This is a genomic window from Nocardia sp. CA-120079 (assembly GCF_050955745.1).
Lineage (GTDB): Bacteria > Actinomycetota > Actinomycetes > Mycobacteriales > Mycobacteriaceae > Nocardia.
Genome location: NZ_CP192088.1, coordinates 2,636,066 through 2,650,341, shown reverse-complemented (window position 1 = coordinate 2,650,341; position 14,276 = coordinate 2,636,066). Strand labels below are relative to the sequence as shown.

The 14,276-nt window shown below is 65.0% G+C and carries 11 protein-coding genes; 5 read left to right on the top strand and 6 right to left on the bottom strand.

Annotated elements, in window-relative coordinates; genetic code table 11:
• Positions 1-247: 247 nt before the first annotated feature.
• Together ACQPYR_RS12235 and ACQPYR_RS12230 are read right to left on the bottom strand one after the other, a co-directional pair.
• On the bottom strand, positions 248-952 hold the full coding sequence (locus tag ACQPYR_RS12235; protein WP_433631258.1) for a PIG-L deacetylase family protein: 705 nt from the start codon (positions 950-952) through the stop codon (positions 248-250).
• A gap of 120 nt (positions 953-1,072) precedes the next feature.
• Complete coding sequence (locus tag ACQPYR_RS12230; RefSeq protein ID WP_040692895.1) at positions 1,073-1,243, bottom strand: hypothetical protein; 171 nt, start codon at positions 1,241-1,243, stop codon at positions 1,073-1,075.
• Between the two features lie 269 nt (positions 1,244-1,512).
• Between ACQPYR_RS12230 and ACQPYR_RS12225 the strand changes: the two genes are divergently transcribed.
• The 5 genes from ACQPYR_RS12225 (at position 1,513) to ACQPYR_RS12205 (ending at position 9,295) form a co-directional block, all read left to right on the top strand.
• Positions 1,513-2,628, top strand: a complete 1,116-nt coding sequence (locus ACQPYR_RS12225) for a hypothetical protein (RefSeq protein ID WP_433631255.1) — start codon at positions 1,513-1,515, stop codon at positions 2,626-2,628.
• A 617-nt stretch (positions 2,629-3,245) separates the two neighbouring features.
• Entirely contained in the window at positions 3,246-4,733 is a 1,488-nt protein-coding gene (locus ACQPYR_RS12220; RefSeq protein WP_433631252.1) for an NAD(P)/FAD-dependent oxidoreductase, read from the top strand.
• A gap of 40 nt (positions 4,734-4,773) precedes the next feature.
• Entirely contained in the window at positions 4,774-6,501 is a 1,728-nt protein-coding gene (locus ACQPYR_RS12215; protein WP_433631249.1) for a 3-deoxy-7-phosphoheptulonate synthase, read from the top strand.
• 36 nt (positions 6,502-6,537) lie between these two features.
• Positions 6,538-7,773, top strand: coding sequence for a cation:proton antiporter (locus ACQPYR_RS12210; protein ID WP_433631247.1), 1,236 nt, complete (start codon positions 6,538-6,540; stop codon positions 7,771-7,773).
• Positions 7,774-8,005: 232 nt separating this feature from the next.
• Positions 8,006-9,295, top strand: a complete 1,290-nt coding sequence (locus tag ACQPYR_RS12205; RefSeq protein ID WP_433631245.1) for a cytochrome P450 — start codon at positions 8,006-8,008, stop codon at positions 9,293-9,295.
• A 56-nt stretch (positions 9,296-9,351) separates the two neighbouring features.
• Here the strand turns inward: ACQPYR_RS12205 and ACQPYR_RS12200 are convergent, their stop codons facing one another.
• The 4 genes from ACQPYR_RS12200 to ACQPYR_RS12185 all read right to left on the bottom strand — a co-directional run bounded on the left by ACQPYR_RS12200 (position 9,352) and on the right by ACQPYR_RS12185 (position 14,248).
• Positions 9,352-10,626, bottom strand: a complete 1,275-nt coding sequence (locus ACQPYR_RS12200; RefSeq protein WP_433631243.1) for a cytochrome P450 — start codon at positions 10,624-10,626, stop codon at positions 9,352-9,354.
• Positions 10,627-10,968: 342 nt separating this feature from the next.
• Positions 10,969-11,826, bottom strand: a complete 858-nt coding sequence (locus tag ACQPYR_RS12195) for a hypothetical protein (protein ID WP_433631240.1) — start codon at positions 11,824-11,826, stop codon at positions 10,969-10,971.
• A gap of 87 nt (positions 11,827-11,913) precedes the next feature.
• A complete protein-coding gene (locus ACQPYR_RS12190) occupies positions 11,914-12,675 on the bottom strand; it encodes a DUF4239 domain-containing protein (RefSeq protein WP_433631237.1) in 762 nt (253 codons plus the stop codon).
• A gap of 184 nt (positions 12,676-12,859) precedes the next feature.
• Positions 12,860-14,248: an MFS transporter gene (locus ACQPYR_RS12185; protein ID WP_433631234.1), complete on the bottom strand. Its 1,389-nt coding sequence runs from the start codon at positions 14,246-14,248 to the stop codon at positions 12,860-12,862.
• Between the last annotated feature and the right edge of the window lie 28 nt (positions 14,249-14,276).

Sequence of the window (14,276 nt, the reverse complement as noted above, 5' to 3'; positions counted from 1 at the left end):
TCTGTTACGACATCGCTCGAAGAAACGCGATCGGCCTCACAACGCGGCCCGTAACAGCCTAGGTGAAGGTCGGTCACGACGTTTCCAACCTCGGCCGCAACACCGGCGTTAGTACGGTATCGCTATCACGGCAATGGCTCGCGACCACCTACGACCGGACCTGTTGCCACCATCGAACGTGATTTCCGCGACATTTTCGCGAAAACAGCCTCGAGACCGGTTGTCGACGTGACTGCCGTCACAGCGATCAGCCGAAGTAGTAGAGCTCGAAGCCGACGGCACGCGCTGCGGGAAATCCCGGCTTCGGGGCGGTCGCCATGTCGACCACCGCGCGCACCTGGTCCGCGACCGGCTCGGGGCTGAGCACCTCGAGATAGCGGCGGTGCTCGGCCAGCGAGGCGGCGGCCTGCTCGATGGTGTCGGTGACGTCGACGGCGTGGGTGGCACTCGGGCCGACCACCGCGGCCAGCCGGGGCGACCACGCCGGTTCGGCGAGATCCGGAAAAATCCACTCGTTGCCCGCATCGGATATGGCATCGAGGGCGGCGCGGCCGACCGCGCGATGGTCGGCGCTGTTGGCATAGCCGGGAGCCCAGGTGTCGCCGAAATTGAACAGCACCACGAATTCCGGACGATGACGACGAATCACGGCGGCCAGGTCGCGGCGCAGCGCAAGGGTTTCTTCGACGCGACCGTCCGGATAACCGAGGAATTCCACCTCGTGCACCCCGACCACCTTGGCGGCGGCGACCTCCTCGGCCTCCCGCAGCGGTCCGGCCTCGGCCGGCGGCATGCCCGCGATTCCGGCCTCGCCGGAGGTCACCAGCACGTAGCGAATGTCCTTGCCCTGCCCCGTCCAACGCGCCACCGCGGCGGCCGCACCGTATTCGATATCGTCCGGATGCGCCACGACGACGAGGCCGCGCTGCCAATCCTCGGGAACCTGCTCCACACGGCTTATTCAAGCAGACGCCCCGAACGCGGGTGGGCCGCGCGCTGCCCGCAGCGGGCGGCACACGGCCCACCTCTCGAAACCGCGGCGCCCGAGTCCCGGCGGGCCCGCGGGCGGACGCTACAGCTTGCTCACGGAGTTGTCCGAGCCCGCGACCGCCTTGTACAGCAGGTACAGCCCGAAGACGACCGCGCTGATCACCAGAATCGGAAACAGCCCCTTGATCAACGCACCGATGATGGCGAGCGCGATCCAGACGACCGCTACGACACCGATGATTTTCCACAACATGCCAGCCTCCAGAAGGTCTCGGGCGAACCGCCATCCGACGATCCGACTCCTCCATGCTGGCAGCCGGATGGTGATAAATCACCAGCTCAGCACCGATATCCGGGTGAAGATCAGGGTTCACCCTGACCTCTGCTCAGCACCCTGACGGCCCGTCCGATTTCCGAAGTCGCCAAGTGCGACAACGGAAAACGTCGAAGTTGTCGGCGTTGCGCACCTGCGTCACTATTGGCTGTCCGCTCGCACGTATTCCGAACCTTAAGGGGCCACCCATGACCAGGTACGCACATTATGTCGGCAGTCTTCCGGCGGACCTGATGACGGGCGATCGCGCTGTCCTGCAATGGTTTGCCGACCGCACCGCGGGCCGGCCGGTCACCGCGCTCCCCTGCGATCTGGACCCCGACTGGATCATGGACTATCTGCTGACCCGCAAGCAGCATTCCGATGTCTTCGAGATCGTCCAGGACGGCGGATATGCCGACTACAGCGACTTTCCCAGCTATGGACTCCGATCCGGTCGCAAGCTCGAACCGCGGCACGTGTCGATGGACCGGGTCGAGCGCATCGGTGAAGTGGTGGCGGCGTTCGACTCGCTGCAGCGCGAACAGCCGCAGCTGGCCGAGACGAAAGTCCAGATAAGCCTGCCGAATCCACTGGATCTGGCCATGTTCGTATTCGCGGGCGCGGCCGTGTCCGGCGGGCTGCCGGTCGCAAAGGCATTGCGGCACTTCGATCTCGCGATCGCCGCATTGCGCAGGCTGCCGGTGTTCACCGAAGCGGTGGTGCAGGAGGTATCGGAGGTGGTCGGTCGGCACGGCGACCGTGTCGTCTGGCAGTTGGAATCCCCCTTCGCGCTGTTGAGCATGGTCAAAGCGACACAGCTGGGTTCGCGCTGGGCGCTGGCCCCGCTGGTGGCGCGCCAGCTCGCCGGCGTCCTCGGGCAGTTGCACGAGATCGGCGCGGAAACCGTTGTGCACCTGTGCTACGGCGACTATCAGCACGAAAGCCTGCTGTCCCCGCGCAGTCTGGCACCCGCGGTGACGCTGCTCAATCGCACTGCGCGACTATTGGATCGACAAGGGGCGCCGCTGCCTCCGGTACATATTCCGTGTGCGTACGGCGCCGAGCCCGCACCACTGGAACCTCGCTTCTACGCTCCCCTGCGAACACTGTCCACCGACTGGCGGGTGATCGCGGGCGTGGTTTCCACGGATTCGGTCGAGAACAGCAACCGAGCGCGTGCGCTTTTCGAGGATGCGTTGGGTCGCAATGCCTTCGGAGTCGCCACCGCGTGCGGACTCGGACGATGCACCCCCGAGGTCGCCCGGCACGCCGCCGAAGCCACGGTCGCGGTGGCAGGGGCCGTCGAGCAGACACCCGAATAGGCGTCACGATCAGATAACGCGGGTGCCCTTGACAGTTCGCACCCGCGTTGCTGGGTGCGCGACCGGGCAAATCACTTCCGCCGCAGCGGAATCCGCGCGTTGATCACTGCGCCTCGGTCGCCAACCGCAGAAGTCAACTTTGCGAACGCCTCGCGCGGTCCTGATTTGGGCTTTACTCTGAATTTGCCGGAAGAGCGGGGGTGATGCCAAACGACAACGAACAGCCTCGCCTGTCACGCCCAGGCGATTCCCTCTGATCGCGGCGCACGATCTCCACGAAAAGTGCTGCTCTGACATGCATCCGCGGACACCGCGCCGCCGCATCCGACACCCACCCAGGCGTGCTTCGTAAGGGCGGGTCGGCGAGCAGGTCCGATTCCGAGATTTCGCAACCCTTCAGACACCGGTTACCACCTATTGTCTGGTTCGCCAAACCGACTCCGGTAGTTGATGATTCGATCGTTGCCGCTACAATTTGACGAGGGCGTCGTCACGCATGGCTAACTGGCGGCGACGCTCGGTCCGGGTTGATCCACCACCGTGGGACCGGAGTTGGTTCGGTTACCGATGTGGGCGCACAGTCCGCGTCGGTGTCCGCTGTTCCAAGGAGTGTGCATATGGCGAACGATCCGCATGTCCTCGTTGTCGGTGGCGGCCCAGCGGGGTCGACAACCGCAGCTCTGCTGGCTCGAGCAGGAATCCGCGTGACGCTTCTGGAACGAGATACGTTCCCGCGGTATCACATTGGCGAGTCGATGCTCGCATCATGCCTGTCGACACTGCGTCTCTCCGGCGCGTTCGACAAGGTCGCGGCGCATGGCTTCCAGATCAAGCGAGGCGGCTATTTCCAGTGGCAGAACGATAACTGGCTGCTGGACTGGTCCCAGCTCGTCGATGCCGAAGCCTGGTCCTACCAGGTCGAGCGGGACGCGTTCGACGACATTCTGCTGCGCAACGCGGCCGAACAAGGCGCGCAGGTGATCGAGAACGCCAATGTCGAGAACGTGATTTTCGATGGTGACCGCCCGGTAGCCGTCGAATGGACCGGCCCTGGTGACAACGGTACCCGGACCACCCGATTCGACTTTCTCGTCGATGCCTCGGGACGACACGGCCTGCTCGCCAAACGACGCTTCAACATGCGGCGGCAGCACCCCGCTTTCCGCAATGTCGCGGTCTGGTCGTACTGGGAAGGCGCGCGCCTGCACCCGGACAGCCCGGAGGGCGCGATCAACGTCGTGTCCACCCCCGAGGGCGGCTGGTTCTGGCATATCCCCCTGTCCAATGGCCGATTCAGCGTCGGCTATGTGGTCTCCGCGCGCAAGGCGGGCGAGCGACTACGCGAGCAGGGTCGAGATGCCTACTACCACAATACGATTCGCGACAGCAAGGCCATGAGCGAATTGCTCGAAGGCGCCAGGCAGGTCGCCGAGGTCAAGGCCGAACAGGACTACTCCTATGTGTCGGATCGGTTCTCCGGTCCGGGCTATGCCCTGGTCGGCGATTCGGCCGCCTTCCTCGATCCGCTGCTGTCCACCGGCGTGCATCTGGCGACGTATGGCGGACTCGTCGCCGCCGCCGCGATCGCGACCAGCCTGCGTGGTGAAATGAGCGAGACCGACGCACTGGCCTTCTACGAGCACACTGCCCGCCGGGCCTACTCACGCTTCCTCGTGTTGGTCTCGCGGATGTACGAGCAGTACATCGGTTCCGACGAATACTTCGCGCACGCGGACAGACTCACCGAGACGCACGCAGGCGACACCCCAGAGGTGTCGTTCACCCGAATCATGGCCGGGCTCACCGATGTCGACGAAAGCTCGGGAGAACAAGAGCGCACCCCGACCGACACCATCGCCTCCGCGCTCACCGAGACCGAAAAACTGCACGCGGACTCGGCCAACCTCGAGTACATGGGTCATCTGGACATGTCGGTCGTCTGGGACCACTGGCGTGACCCGCTGGCGGACACGGTGCTCGACGGTGTGCGGATCACCACCGAACCGGTACTCGGCCTGACCACCCGGCCCCGCGCCGTCGCCGAGGTCGAGGCCATAGCGCGGCCGGTGCTCCCCCCGAAGGCGGCCGACGTCCCCGTACTCTAGTTGCGGCCTTCGTGAAAACCACAGCGCGAAGCCGGTCACTATGACGATCACGCGCTCCGACCCCGAACCACCGGGCGATTCCCCGGTCGGTGGTTCGGGTTCCCGGACAGCCACACAACAGATCGCGCGCTTCGGCGATCCGATCACTCGGCGGCTGCTGGCCAGCGACGGCTTCACCCAGCCGAGACTAGAGGCCATCCTCGGCACGGATCTCCAGGTGCGGGTGCTGCGCCAGGACGAACTCGCCGCTCACCAACTGCCCGCCACCGTCGCCGACGCATTGCGGTTGGCCGGTCCCGACCGCGTCATCGTCCGTCGCTCGTGTCTGATCAATGCCGACATGGTCACCGCATCGATGAACTATGTCGTCGCCGTGAGCGGGCAGGCGACCGCGGCGGGCACCGACGATCTGCATGTGCCTATCGGTCGCGGTTTGATTTCTCGGGGCCTGTCCCAGCGGCGACATGTGCTGCGGGCGGGCGTCACGAGATGGCCCGATGGTCGCCTCTGCGCGGCCAAGGCGTACGTCATCATGCTCGGAGATCATCAGCCGCTGTGCTATATCCGCGAGATATTCAATCCCAGCGTTGTCCCACCGGAGCATGCCCCCCTCGCGGATGAAGATCTGAGTTGGGCCGACGAGCCCGATTACACCCGAACACAATCGGCCCACCCCGCGACAGCACGCCGGGGTGGCTGCGATATCGACGCACCGCGCACCGGCGGACAGTGTTCGCGAGCCCTACCCGAGCTGGTCCATCCGCGTGAATCCGACTCGCTCACCACCCATTTGGCCGCCGCAGCGCGCGGGCGTGCATTCGTAGTGCATCTCGGCGCCCGCACTTCCGCGGCCCTCGATGTCACGACCCTGCCCGCCCGCCGTGCGCTGGCGATCAGTGCCGCCGCAGTACTGAAGCACGGACTGGACACGCCGATCGTAACCATCGGCCAACTGCGTTACGACGACGAATTATGCGGTGCACCAGCCGATTCCAGCATTTCTACTGGGGATCGGCTGCCGGCGGGATATCGCCGGGCCGCGGCACTGCTCGGAAGTTGGCGCGACCCGAACCCGCCCATCGCGCTCTGCACGAACATGCTGCGCGGCGCTGCGGACCATTACCCGGCGTCGGTGGGGCGGGATCTGCTGGTCGAGGTCGCCGCAATGCTCCCCATCGCGGCAAGCGCGCCGGCCGCTTCCCGTGAACTGTACAGTTCCGTTGCCCCCCTGCATATCTCGCGTACCGCCCGGTCCTGCGATTCGAATGCGACTCGACCTCGGCTGACGCGGCCGGAGTGGGACCGCTCGACCCAACTGCTCTGGATCGGCGACCGGAACCACGAATTCACTTCCCAGCAACTGTCTTTCGCCGCCCGCGTCCGCAACCCGGTGGCGGTAACCCTCGGCCCCACCGCGACGCCGGACGATGTCGAGTTCCTGTGCCGATACCTGAATCCCGAGCGTCGGCCCGGTCGGCTCACGCTCGTCCCCGCACTGTCGGGCACCCGTACCGCCGACGCACTTCCCGCGTTGTTGCAGGCGGCCACCCGGTGCGGTACCCCGGTGTGCTGGGTGTGTGATCCGATGCGGGCCGACGATCCCGCCACCGCGATTCACACCTTCGTCAGCGCTTGCCGGACCACGGGGACCGTGCCGGCCGGCCTGCACCTGGACTGCGAACCCCGCAATCGCCTCGATACCAGACTGGATACCGGACGAGCATTGCGCTGTGTCGTCACCACATTGAGCGCGATGTGGGCAAGCTGATCGGCGCACGCACGTCGAATCGCGAGGGAGAAGTGAGTGCAAAGTAGCCAAATCGTCGTAGTCCTAATGGATCTCGTCCTGATCATGGCGGCGGCTCGGATCTTGGGCCTGCTGGCCGAACGCATCGGCCAGCCCGCGGTGATCGGGGAGATCACCGCCGGAATACTCGCGGGCCCGACCGTGTTGGGGACGCATCTGTCGGACATGTTGTTCCCGCACGAGATCCGCTCGTATCTGACCCTGCTCGCCAATGTGGGCGTCGCCGTGTTCATGTTCGTCGCCGGACTGGAACTCGACCGCAGCGTATTCGCGGGCAGCCGACGGTCGATCCCGGCGGTATCGGTCGCCGCCTATGCCGTGCCGTTCGTCTTGGGTTGCGGCATCGCCGCGACCGCGCTCGCCCGACACCGAACCGGTGACCTACCGAGCTTCACGCTGTTCATCGGCTGCGCGCTGGCGGTGACCGCATTTCCGGTGTTGGCCCGGATCCTGCACGATCGTGGACTGACACGCACCGGAATCGGTCAGCTCAGCCTCGCCTGTGCGGCGCTGGTCGACATCTTCGCCTGGACGGCACTCGCCGTCGTGCTGGCCGTCGCGCACCCCGGAACGGGCAGCCAATGGCGACTGGCGTTGCTGGTTCCTGTGGTAGCTGTGACGTGGTGGATCGTGCGCCCGGCATTGGCGCGGATCGCCGCGGCGGGCACCGAGCAGACGATGATCGTGGTCGGTGTCGGCGGCGCGCTGCTGCTCGGCGCGGTCACCGAATGGATCGGGCTGCATTTGATCTTCGGTGCGTTCGCCTTCGGTGTGGTGTTCCCCCGAGCGCGGCGCGAGGCGGTCGAATCCGGCGCCCGGATCCTGAGCTTGGTGTTGCTGCCCGGATTCTTCGTCGTGGCGGGGCTCGCGGTCGATCTCGGGGCGATCGACCGGGCCGCGATCGGCGAGTTGGTGGTGATCATGGTGGTGGCCGTCGTGGGGAAGCTCGGAAGTGTCTATGTGGCTGGACGACTGACAGGTCTGCCGTCGCGATCGGCGGGCGCCTTGGCGGCCTTGCTGAACACCCGCGGATTGACAGAACTCGTCATCCTCAACGTCGGTCTCAGCACGGGACTCATTGGCCCACAATTGTATTCGGTGCTGGTGGTGATGGCCTTGGTGACTACGGCGATGACGGCACCGATGCTGAAGCTGATCGGTTTCGACGAAGCGCCACCGACCGATCAGTCCACCCCGGTCAGCCGCTTACCCATCGGCAGTCCGGTCGAATAGTCGTCCACGACACGCTCGAACCAACCGGGTAGCAACCAGGTTCCCCGGGCAACGTCGTCTGCCCGTTGCTATGTTGCTAGCGTGGGCGAGTCGCCAGGTTCCGGAAAGGTCCTAGAGAGGGTGTGTCGTTTCGAATGCTCGACGACGCACCGATGATCTTGTTCGAGGAATCTGCCCGCGCTCATTGATTCAGTCTTTGTCGAATTCTGTTCCACCGTTTGGAGTAACGTCTTTGACCACACCGCATCCCCCCACCTCCGATCCGCACACCACCATGACCGGAGTCTGCCCCGTTCCGCACGGATCATCGAGCACTACCGCCGAGCGGATTCCGCTGTACACGCCGGAGTTCGTCGCCGATCCGCACCACGCCTATGACGAGATGCGGCGCAAGTACGGCACGCTGGTCCCGATCGAGTTGGCTCCCGGCGTCCCGGCCACACTCGTGATCGGCTACGCGACCGCAGTGCGAATCCTCAACGACCCCACGCACTTTCCCGCCGACCCCCGGACCTGGCAGAAGACGGTCCCCGAGGACTGCCCGGTGCGGCCGATGATGGCCTGGCTCCCGGCCGCACGGAACAACGACGGACCGACCCACGCCCGCTATCGGGATGCCTCCGTCGCGAGTATCGACGGAATCGATGTGCACGGACTGCCCTCGATCATCGAGCAGATCGCCATCCCGCTGATCAACACCTTCTGCAAGGCCGGGAATGCCAATCTGGTTACCCAGTATGCATTTCCGCTTGTGCTCGGCGTCCTGAACCAAATGGTCGGCTGCCCACCCGACATCGGGCAGCGTGTCGCGAGCGGCATGGCGGCGCGCTTCGACACGGTCCGTAGCGCCCAGGGCATGGCGATGCTCAAAGAGGCACTGATGGAGTTGATCCAGCTCAAACGCGAGCATCCCGGCGACGACGTCACCTCACGGCTGGCACATCACCCGGCCGCCATGGACGACATAGAAATCTTCGCCCAGCTGATGAGCTTCTACGGCGCCGGATTCGAAGCACAGCGCAACCTGATCACCAATGCGCTGCTGCTGATGATCACCGACGACCGGTTCAAGTGCGCGGACGTCCTCGGACGAAACCTCTCGACGATCACGGCGATCGACGAAGTTCTGTTCAACGACCCACCCATGGCGAACTTCTGCACCACCTACCCGCGCCAGCCGATCATGGTCGACGATATCTGGTTGCCCGCGGACCAACCGGTCGTCATCAGCCTCACCGGCTGCAATAACGACCCGGAGATCCGCGGCAACGACGACGCCGACGGACGACGTCTGGGTAATCGCTCACACCTGGCGTGGAGCGCCGGACCACACACCTGTCCGGCCAAAGGCGTTGCGTACCTGACTGTTCAGTACGCCATCGATCAGCTCTTCGACGCACTTCCCGACATCCAGCTGGGGGTGCACCCGGATCAGCTGATCTGGCGGCCCGGTCCCTTCCACCGTGCCATGGCGGCATTCCCGGTCGTTTTCTCACCGTCGGCGCCGATGAAAATCATGTAGCCGGGGGCCGAGATCGTCGACGTACGGCGATCTCGGCCCTGGGCACGACATGGTTCTCAGGGAGGCGGAAACTCCGGGAACGGAGCGGACTTCGGGAAGACGACCGGCAGCGCGGTCAACGCGCGGTGGAACGGCCCGGTGCGCCAACCGAGTTCGGCAGCCGGACCGGCCAACTCGATCTCCGGCAGTGCATCGAGCAGTTGGTCGATCGCGTCCTGTGCGATCAGATAGGCGGCGTCCTGTGCCGGGCACATGTGTGGTCCGGCGCTGAAGGCCAGGTGTGAACGATTGCCATCGCGCTCGACGCCGTCGACGGCATTGACGGTGGGATCGCTGTTGCACGCCGCCATGCTGATGACGACAGGCTGGTGGGCCGGCAACCACACGCTATTGAGCAGAATCGGTTGCCGGGGATAGGAAATGCAGTAGTTCGCCAACGGCGGGTCGGTGAACAGCACCTCGTCCAGCGCATCCCGGGTCGACAGACTACCGCTGTGCATGCCCGCGGCGAATCGATCGTCGGTGAGCATCAGCCGCAACGCGTTGCCGATGAGGTGGACCAGCGGCTCGACCCCGATCGCGTAATGCGTCACCAACTGCTGGATCACCTCCTCATCGGTCAGACCACTCGGGTGACGCATCAATCGAGTCGTGATGTCGTCACCGGGCTCCTCCCGCTTGCGTTCGGTGTGCAGCCGCAGCGCCTCGTGCAGCATGCGGTCGCCCGCACCGACCTCGGCCCCCGCATCGAACATGGCGTCCAACGCCGCCGCGACCCGCGCGCCGATATCGGAGTCGACTCCCAGCATGGTGTTCACCGCGGTGAACACCAGCGGAAAAACATAGCGTTGCAACACATCAGCGTGTCCATCGGCACAGAACGTATTGATCAGCGGGATCGCGATCTGCTCGATTACCGCGTGCATGCCGAGCAGATCGACGTCATTGATCGCCGCGCTGGTGGAGTCGCGATAGCGTTTATGTTCCTGCCCGTCGGTGCGCAGGGCATTCTCGCGCCGCTTCATCATGCCGAGCACCGGGCACTCGGGCGGGATGTTTCGCTCCCACGTCCGGGGATCCGCCGGGAAGTGGTCCGGATCGGTCAGGATGCGGACCGCCGTGTAGTAGCCGATCACCAAAGTGGCCGGTACGCCCGGCGCGAGATCTACCGGCACCAGCGAACCGAACTTCTTGCGCATCTGCTCGTAGGCCCGGTGCGGGTCGGCGGCGAATTCCGGGGTGTACATCACGATGCGCGGACCGGCCCCGAAGCCCGGTGAGCCGCCGACCGAGGACCGTGATTCCGGTGGGTGATGCGTATGCGTTGCCACAGATGAACTCCGAACTTTTGAAAGCTAAAGAACCTTGACAATCGAGCGGACCCAGCACTGACCTCGGTTACGTCACAGCGGCGAGCTTCGGCAGGTTGATGACAACGAATTACGAACAAACTGCTCGCACGACTTCAGCCGCGCCGATCTGCCCCACGTGGGCAGCACGTGTGGTGCGGGTCATGAACATCCTGCCGGTGCCCATGATCCAAATCCGTTGCCCCAGACCAGTTCTTGAGTGTCGTCCGTCATGATAGCCACCGCTCATGAGGCGCGCAGCCCCAACCGCCGTTCGAGCAAGCATTCGCCCGGTTCAGCAGATCAGGGCTCTCCCCGCGGGCGTCATTCGGCTCGCCTGTTGCGACCTACAGCAATCTTGCGGACCACGGTCAGGACGGTGACCACCATGACCGTCACCAGCTCCAGCATGTTCCAGGCGATCGGATCCTCCATGGCGGATTCGGCCGCCACGGCCGGTGGCCGGTGCGGGGTGGTGCGGATCGGCGTTTCCGGCGCGATCGCGAGTGCCGGTGCGGCTGTCGGGAATTCCGGTGGGGCGATCAGCGCGGCCGGTGCGGGTATCGCTGGAGCGGGCGGCGGTGGGCCGAGTTGGAGGGGAATGCCGGGCGGTTCAGGGGCGGGGAGTAGCAGCAGGCAGGTCAGCAGTGCGCTGCCGGTCATCGCGCTGCCGACGACGACGCTGCCGAGGCCGGATCCGCTCGAACCGACCGAACCGGCGCCGATCAAACCGGAGCCGGTTATGCCACTGCCGGTCGCGAGTCCGAGCAGTATTGTCGCGCTGCCGATTACGGCGCTGCCGGTGCAGGCGGTCTGGACGCTGCCCGGGTCGAGGCCGAGGGATTCGCCCGCTCCGGCCGTCGCATCCGCGTGCCCGCCGACGCGTGGGCTATCGGCGCCGTTGTCGATGCCACCTGTGCCGGTCGCCGCGCCGCCCCGCTTCGCATTCGCCGACATCGCCGTCCCCGGCGCCGCACTGCCAGTGGCGACACCCCTTGGTTCGAGATCCAGGACGCCGCCGTAGGCGCTGCTCCCGGAATCCGCAGCCGCACTTCCGGTCCCAGTCGCGTCGACAGCAGCACTCCCGGTGGCGATATCACCGATAACCGGCCACTCGGGGCCGGTCGAATCCGCGGCCGCAGGCGCACCCGCGAACAACGGCACCGCCGTTGCCACGGCCAAGCCAAATGCGGCCCTTCGTCTTTGCACAACAAACGCCATGTTGCCGATATCCCATCCGTCGCAGCTCCGCAGGTCTCGGGCGGCCTCTCAGGTGATGTGCGCGTAGCGGGACATGGCGTATTCGAAGGCGTCCTTCGGGACACTGTTTCCGCCGGAGAACGGCCGGTCGAGGTTGTAGATCGCCAGCACCGTCGTGCCGACGACGATACCGAGCAGCGCGGTCATCAGCACACTGCGCCTGGTGACCTCCACACCTGAGAGCACCCCGGTGCACAGCAGCAGGATGGTGCCGAACCACAGTGCCGCGTAAAGGAATACGGGCATCTTGTAACTCGCGTCCATGGCCCGGTCCTGGCGCGCCTCGGCAGCCGCATCGAGGCTGGCCATGGCGCTCGTGCGCAGGTCCGCGACATCCGGATCCGTCGTATTCACCGACGCGACGGCATCGCGCAGGCTGTCGAACGTGTCCTGGGTGGGCTGACTCAGCCGCCGGTCCGCCTGCATGACCGGCCACTCCCGCGTGAGCACCTGATCGGTGTAATCCCGTACCAGGTCCTGGATCTGGCGATGCTCGGGATCCGGCATGGAATGCGCGGTCGAATAGGTATCCACCAGCGCCTTCGCCTCGGCAATTGTGTGATTGCGCGCGTTGTCGTACTCCTGCCAGCAGATCACCACGACAAAGGCGACCACCGCCAGGAAGAGCGTGTTGATCAGTTCGAGTACGAGGGAACCAGCCGCTTCCTCGTCGGTCGACGCCCAAGACTTCGGTCGCAGCCGATCTCCGATCACGAAGATGGCCACAGCGATAGTTGCCGCAAGGACGGGAACGATGAATATCAAGAGCATGTAGCGACGCACCTCCCGGAACCCACCAACCAGATCTGCGCCGCGTGACGCGGCTCGCCGAGATCGAGCTCGGCGAGCGTCAGCAACGTCGATCAACTGTTATTCGGAGCCGAAGCCCGGATGGATGACCTCCCAACACATTCCGCGTGTCGCGCGACGGAACGTCCATGGAAAGTGGTGCTACTCAGGGCATATCGAACTCGATACGCCGGATGGCGCCCATACCGATGAGCGCGACCACGGCGAGCAGCCCGTGTGCCGATACGAACCACAGCGCGGTATCGAACGAGCCCGTCGAGGAAACCAGATAGCCGATGACGATCGGGGTGACAATGCCCGCGATATTGCCGAACGCGTTCATGGTGGAGCTCACGAAGCTGACCGCCTGCGTCGGTGCGATATCCGTGGTGATCGCCCAGCCAAGGGAACCGATGCCCTTGCCGAAGAAGGCCACGGTCAAGATCGCCACGATCACAGTGGTGCTGTCGCTGAAGTTGGACAGCGCGATGAGGGTGGCCAGCAACATGCCAACGGCCGCCGGGATTTTGCGTGCCGCCGTCAGTGATCGACCGCGACGCAATAGGGCATCGGACACGATGCCGCCCACCAGGCCGCCGATGAAGGCGGCAAGCGCGGGCAGTGCGGCGACGAATCCCACATGCACCAGCGACAGGCCGCGGCCCTTGTTCAGATAGATCGGGAACCAGGTGATGAAGAAGTAGGTCAGTGCGTTCACCGCGTACTGGAAGACGTAGACGCCCCACAGCGGCCGGGTGGAGAAGACGCGCGCGAGCATGCGCCGATCGAGTCGCGTGCGTCGAGTCGCGTTCTCGCCCTTGGTCGTATCGAGATCGACCAGCGCACCACCGGAAACGATCGTATCGAGTTCGGCCGGGTTGACGCGGCGGTGCGCACGCGGCGGATACAGCCAGCGCCACCAGAACACGGCCAAGCCGAAGCCGAGCACACCGAGCAGCACGAATACCCAGCGCCAGCCGAATTGATTGGTGATCCAGGCCATTACCGGGGCGAACATTACGGTCGCGAAATACTGTGCCGAATTGAAAACCGCTGTCGCCCGGCCACGTTCGGCGGTCGGAAACCACATGGTCGACACCCGTGCATTACCGGGGAAGGCCGGTGATTCGAAGACGCCGAGCAGCAATCGCAGCCCGAATACGATCGACAATGCGACCAGCACCGGCGTGGTGATCAGGCCGACCAGGCTGGTCGCCGCGGTGACCAGCGTCCACAATGCCAGACTCGCCGCATAGACCCGCCGTGCGCCGAATCTATCGAGCAGCATCCCACCGGGCAATTGCGCGACGACATAGGCCCAGCTGAATGCCGAGAAGATGTAGCCCAGCTGGACGGTGGAAAACCCGAGATCTGCCCGGACCGCACTGCCCGTGATCGAAAGGCTGCTGCGGTCGGCGTAATTCACGGCCGTGATGATGAACAAGAGCCCGAGCACCAGATAGCGCGTGGGAATGCGACGACCGCGCCGCTGTTCGGTGGGTGCCACCACTTCGCGGGTGCCGCCGACGGCGGGGATAGTCTCACGTTTCAACATCACTGTCCTCCTGTGACCGGCCGGTGTG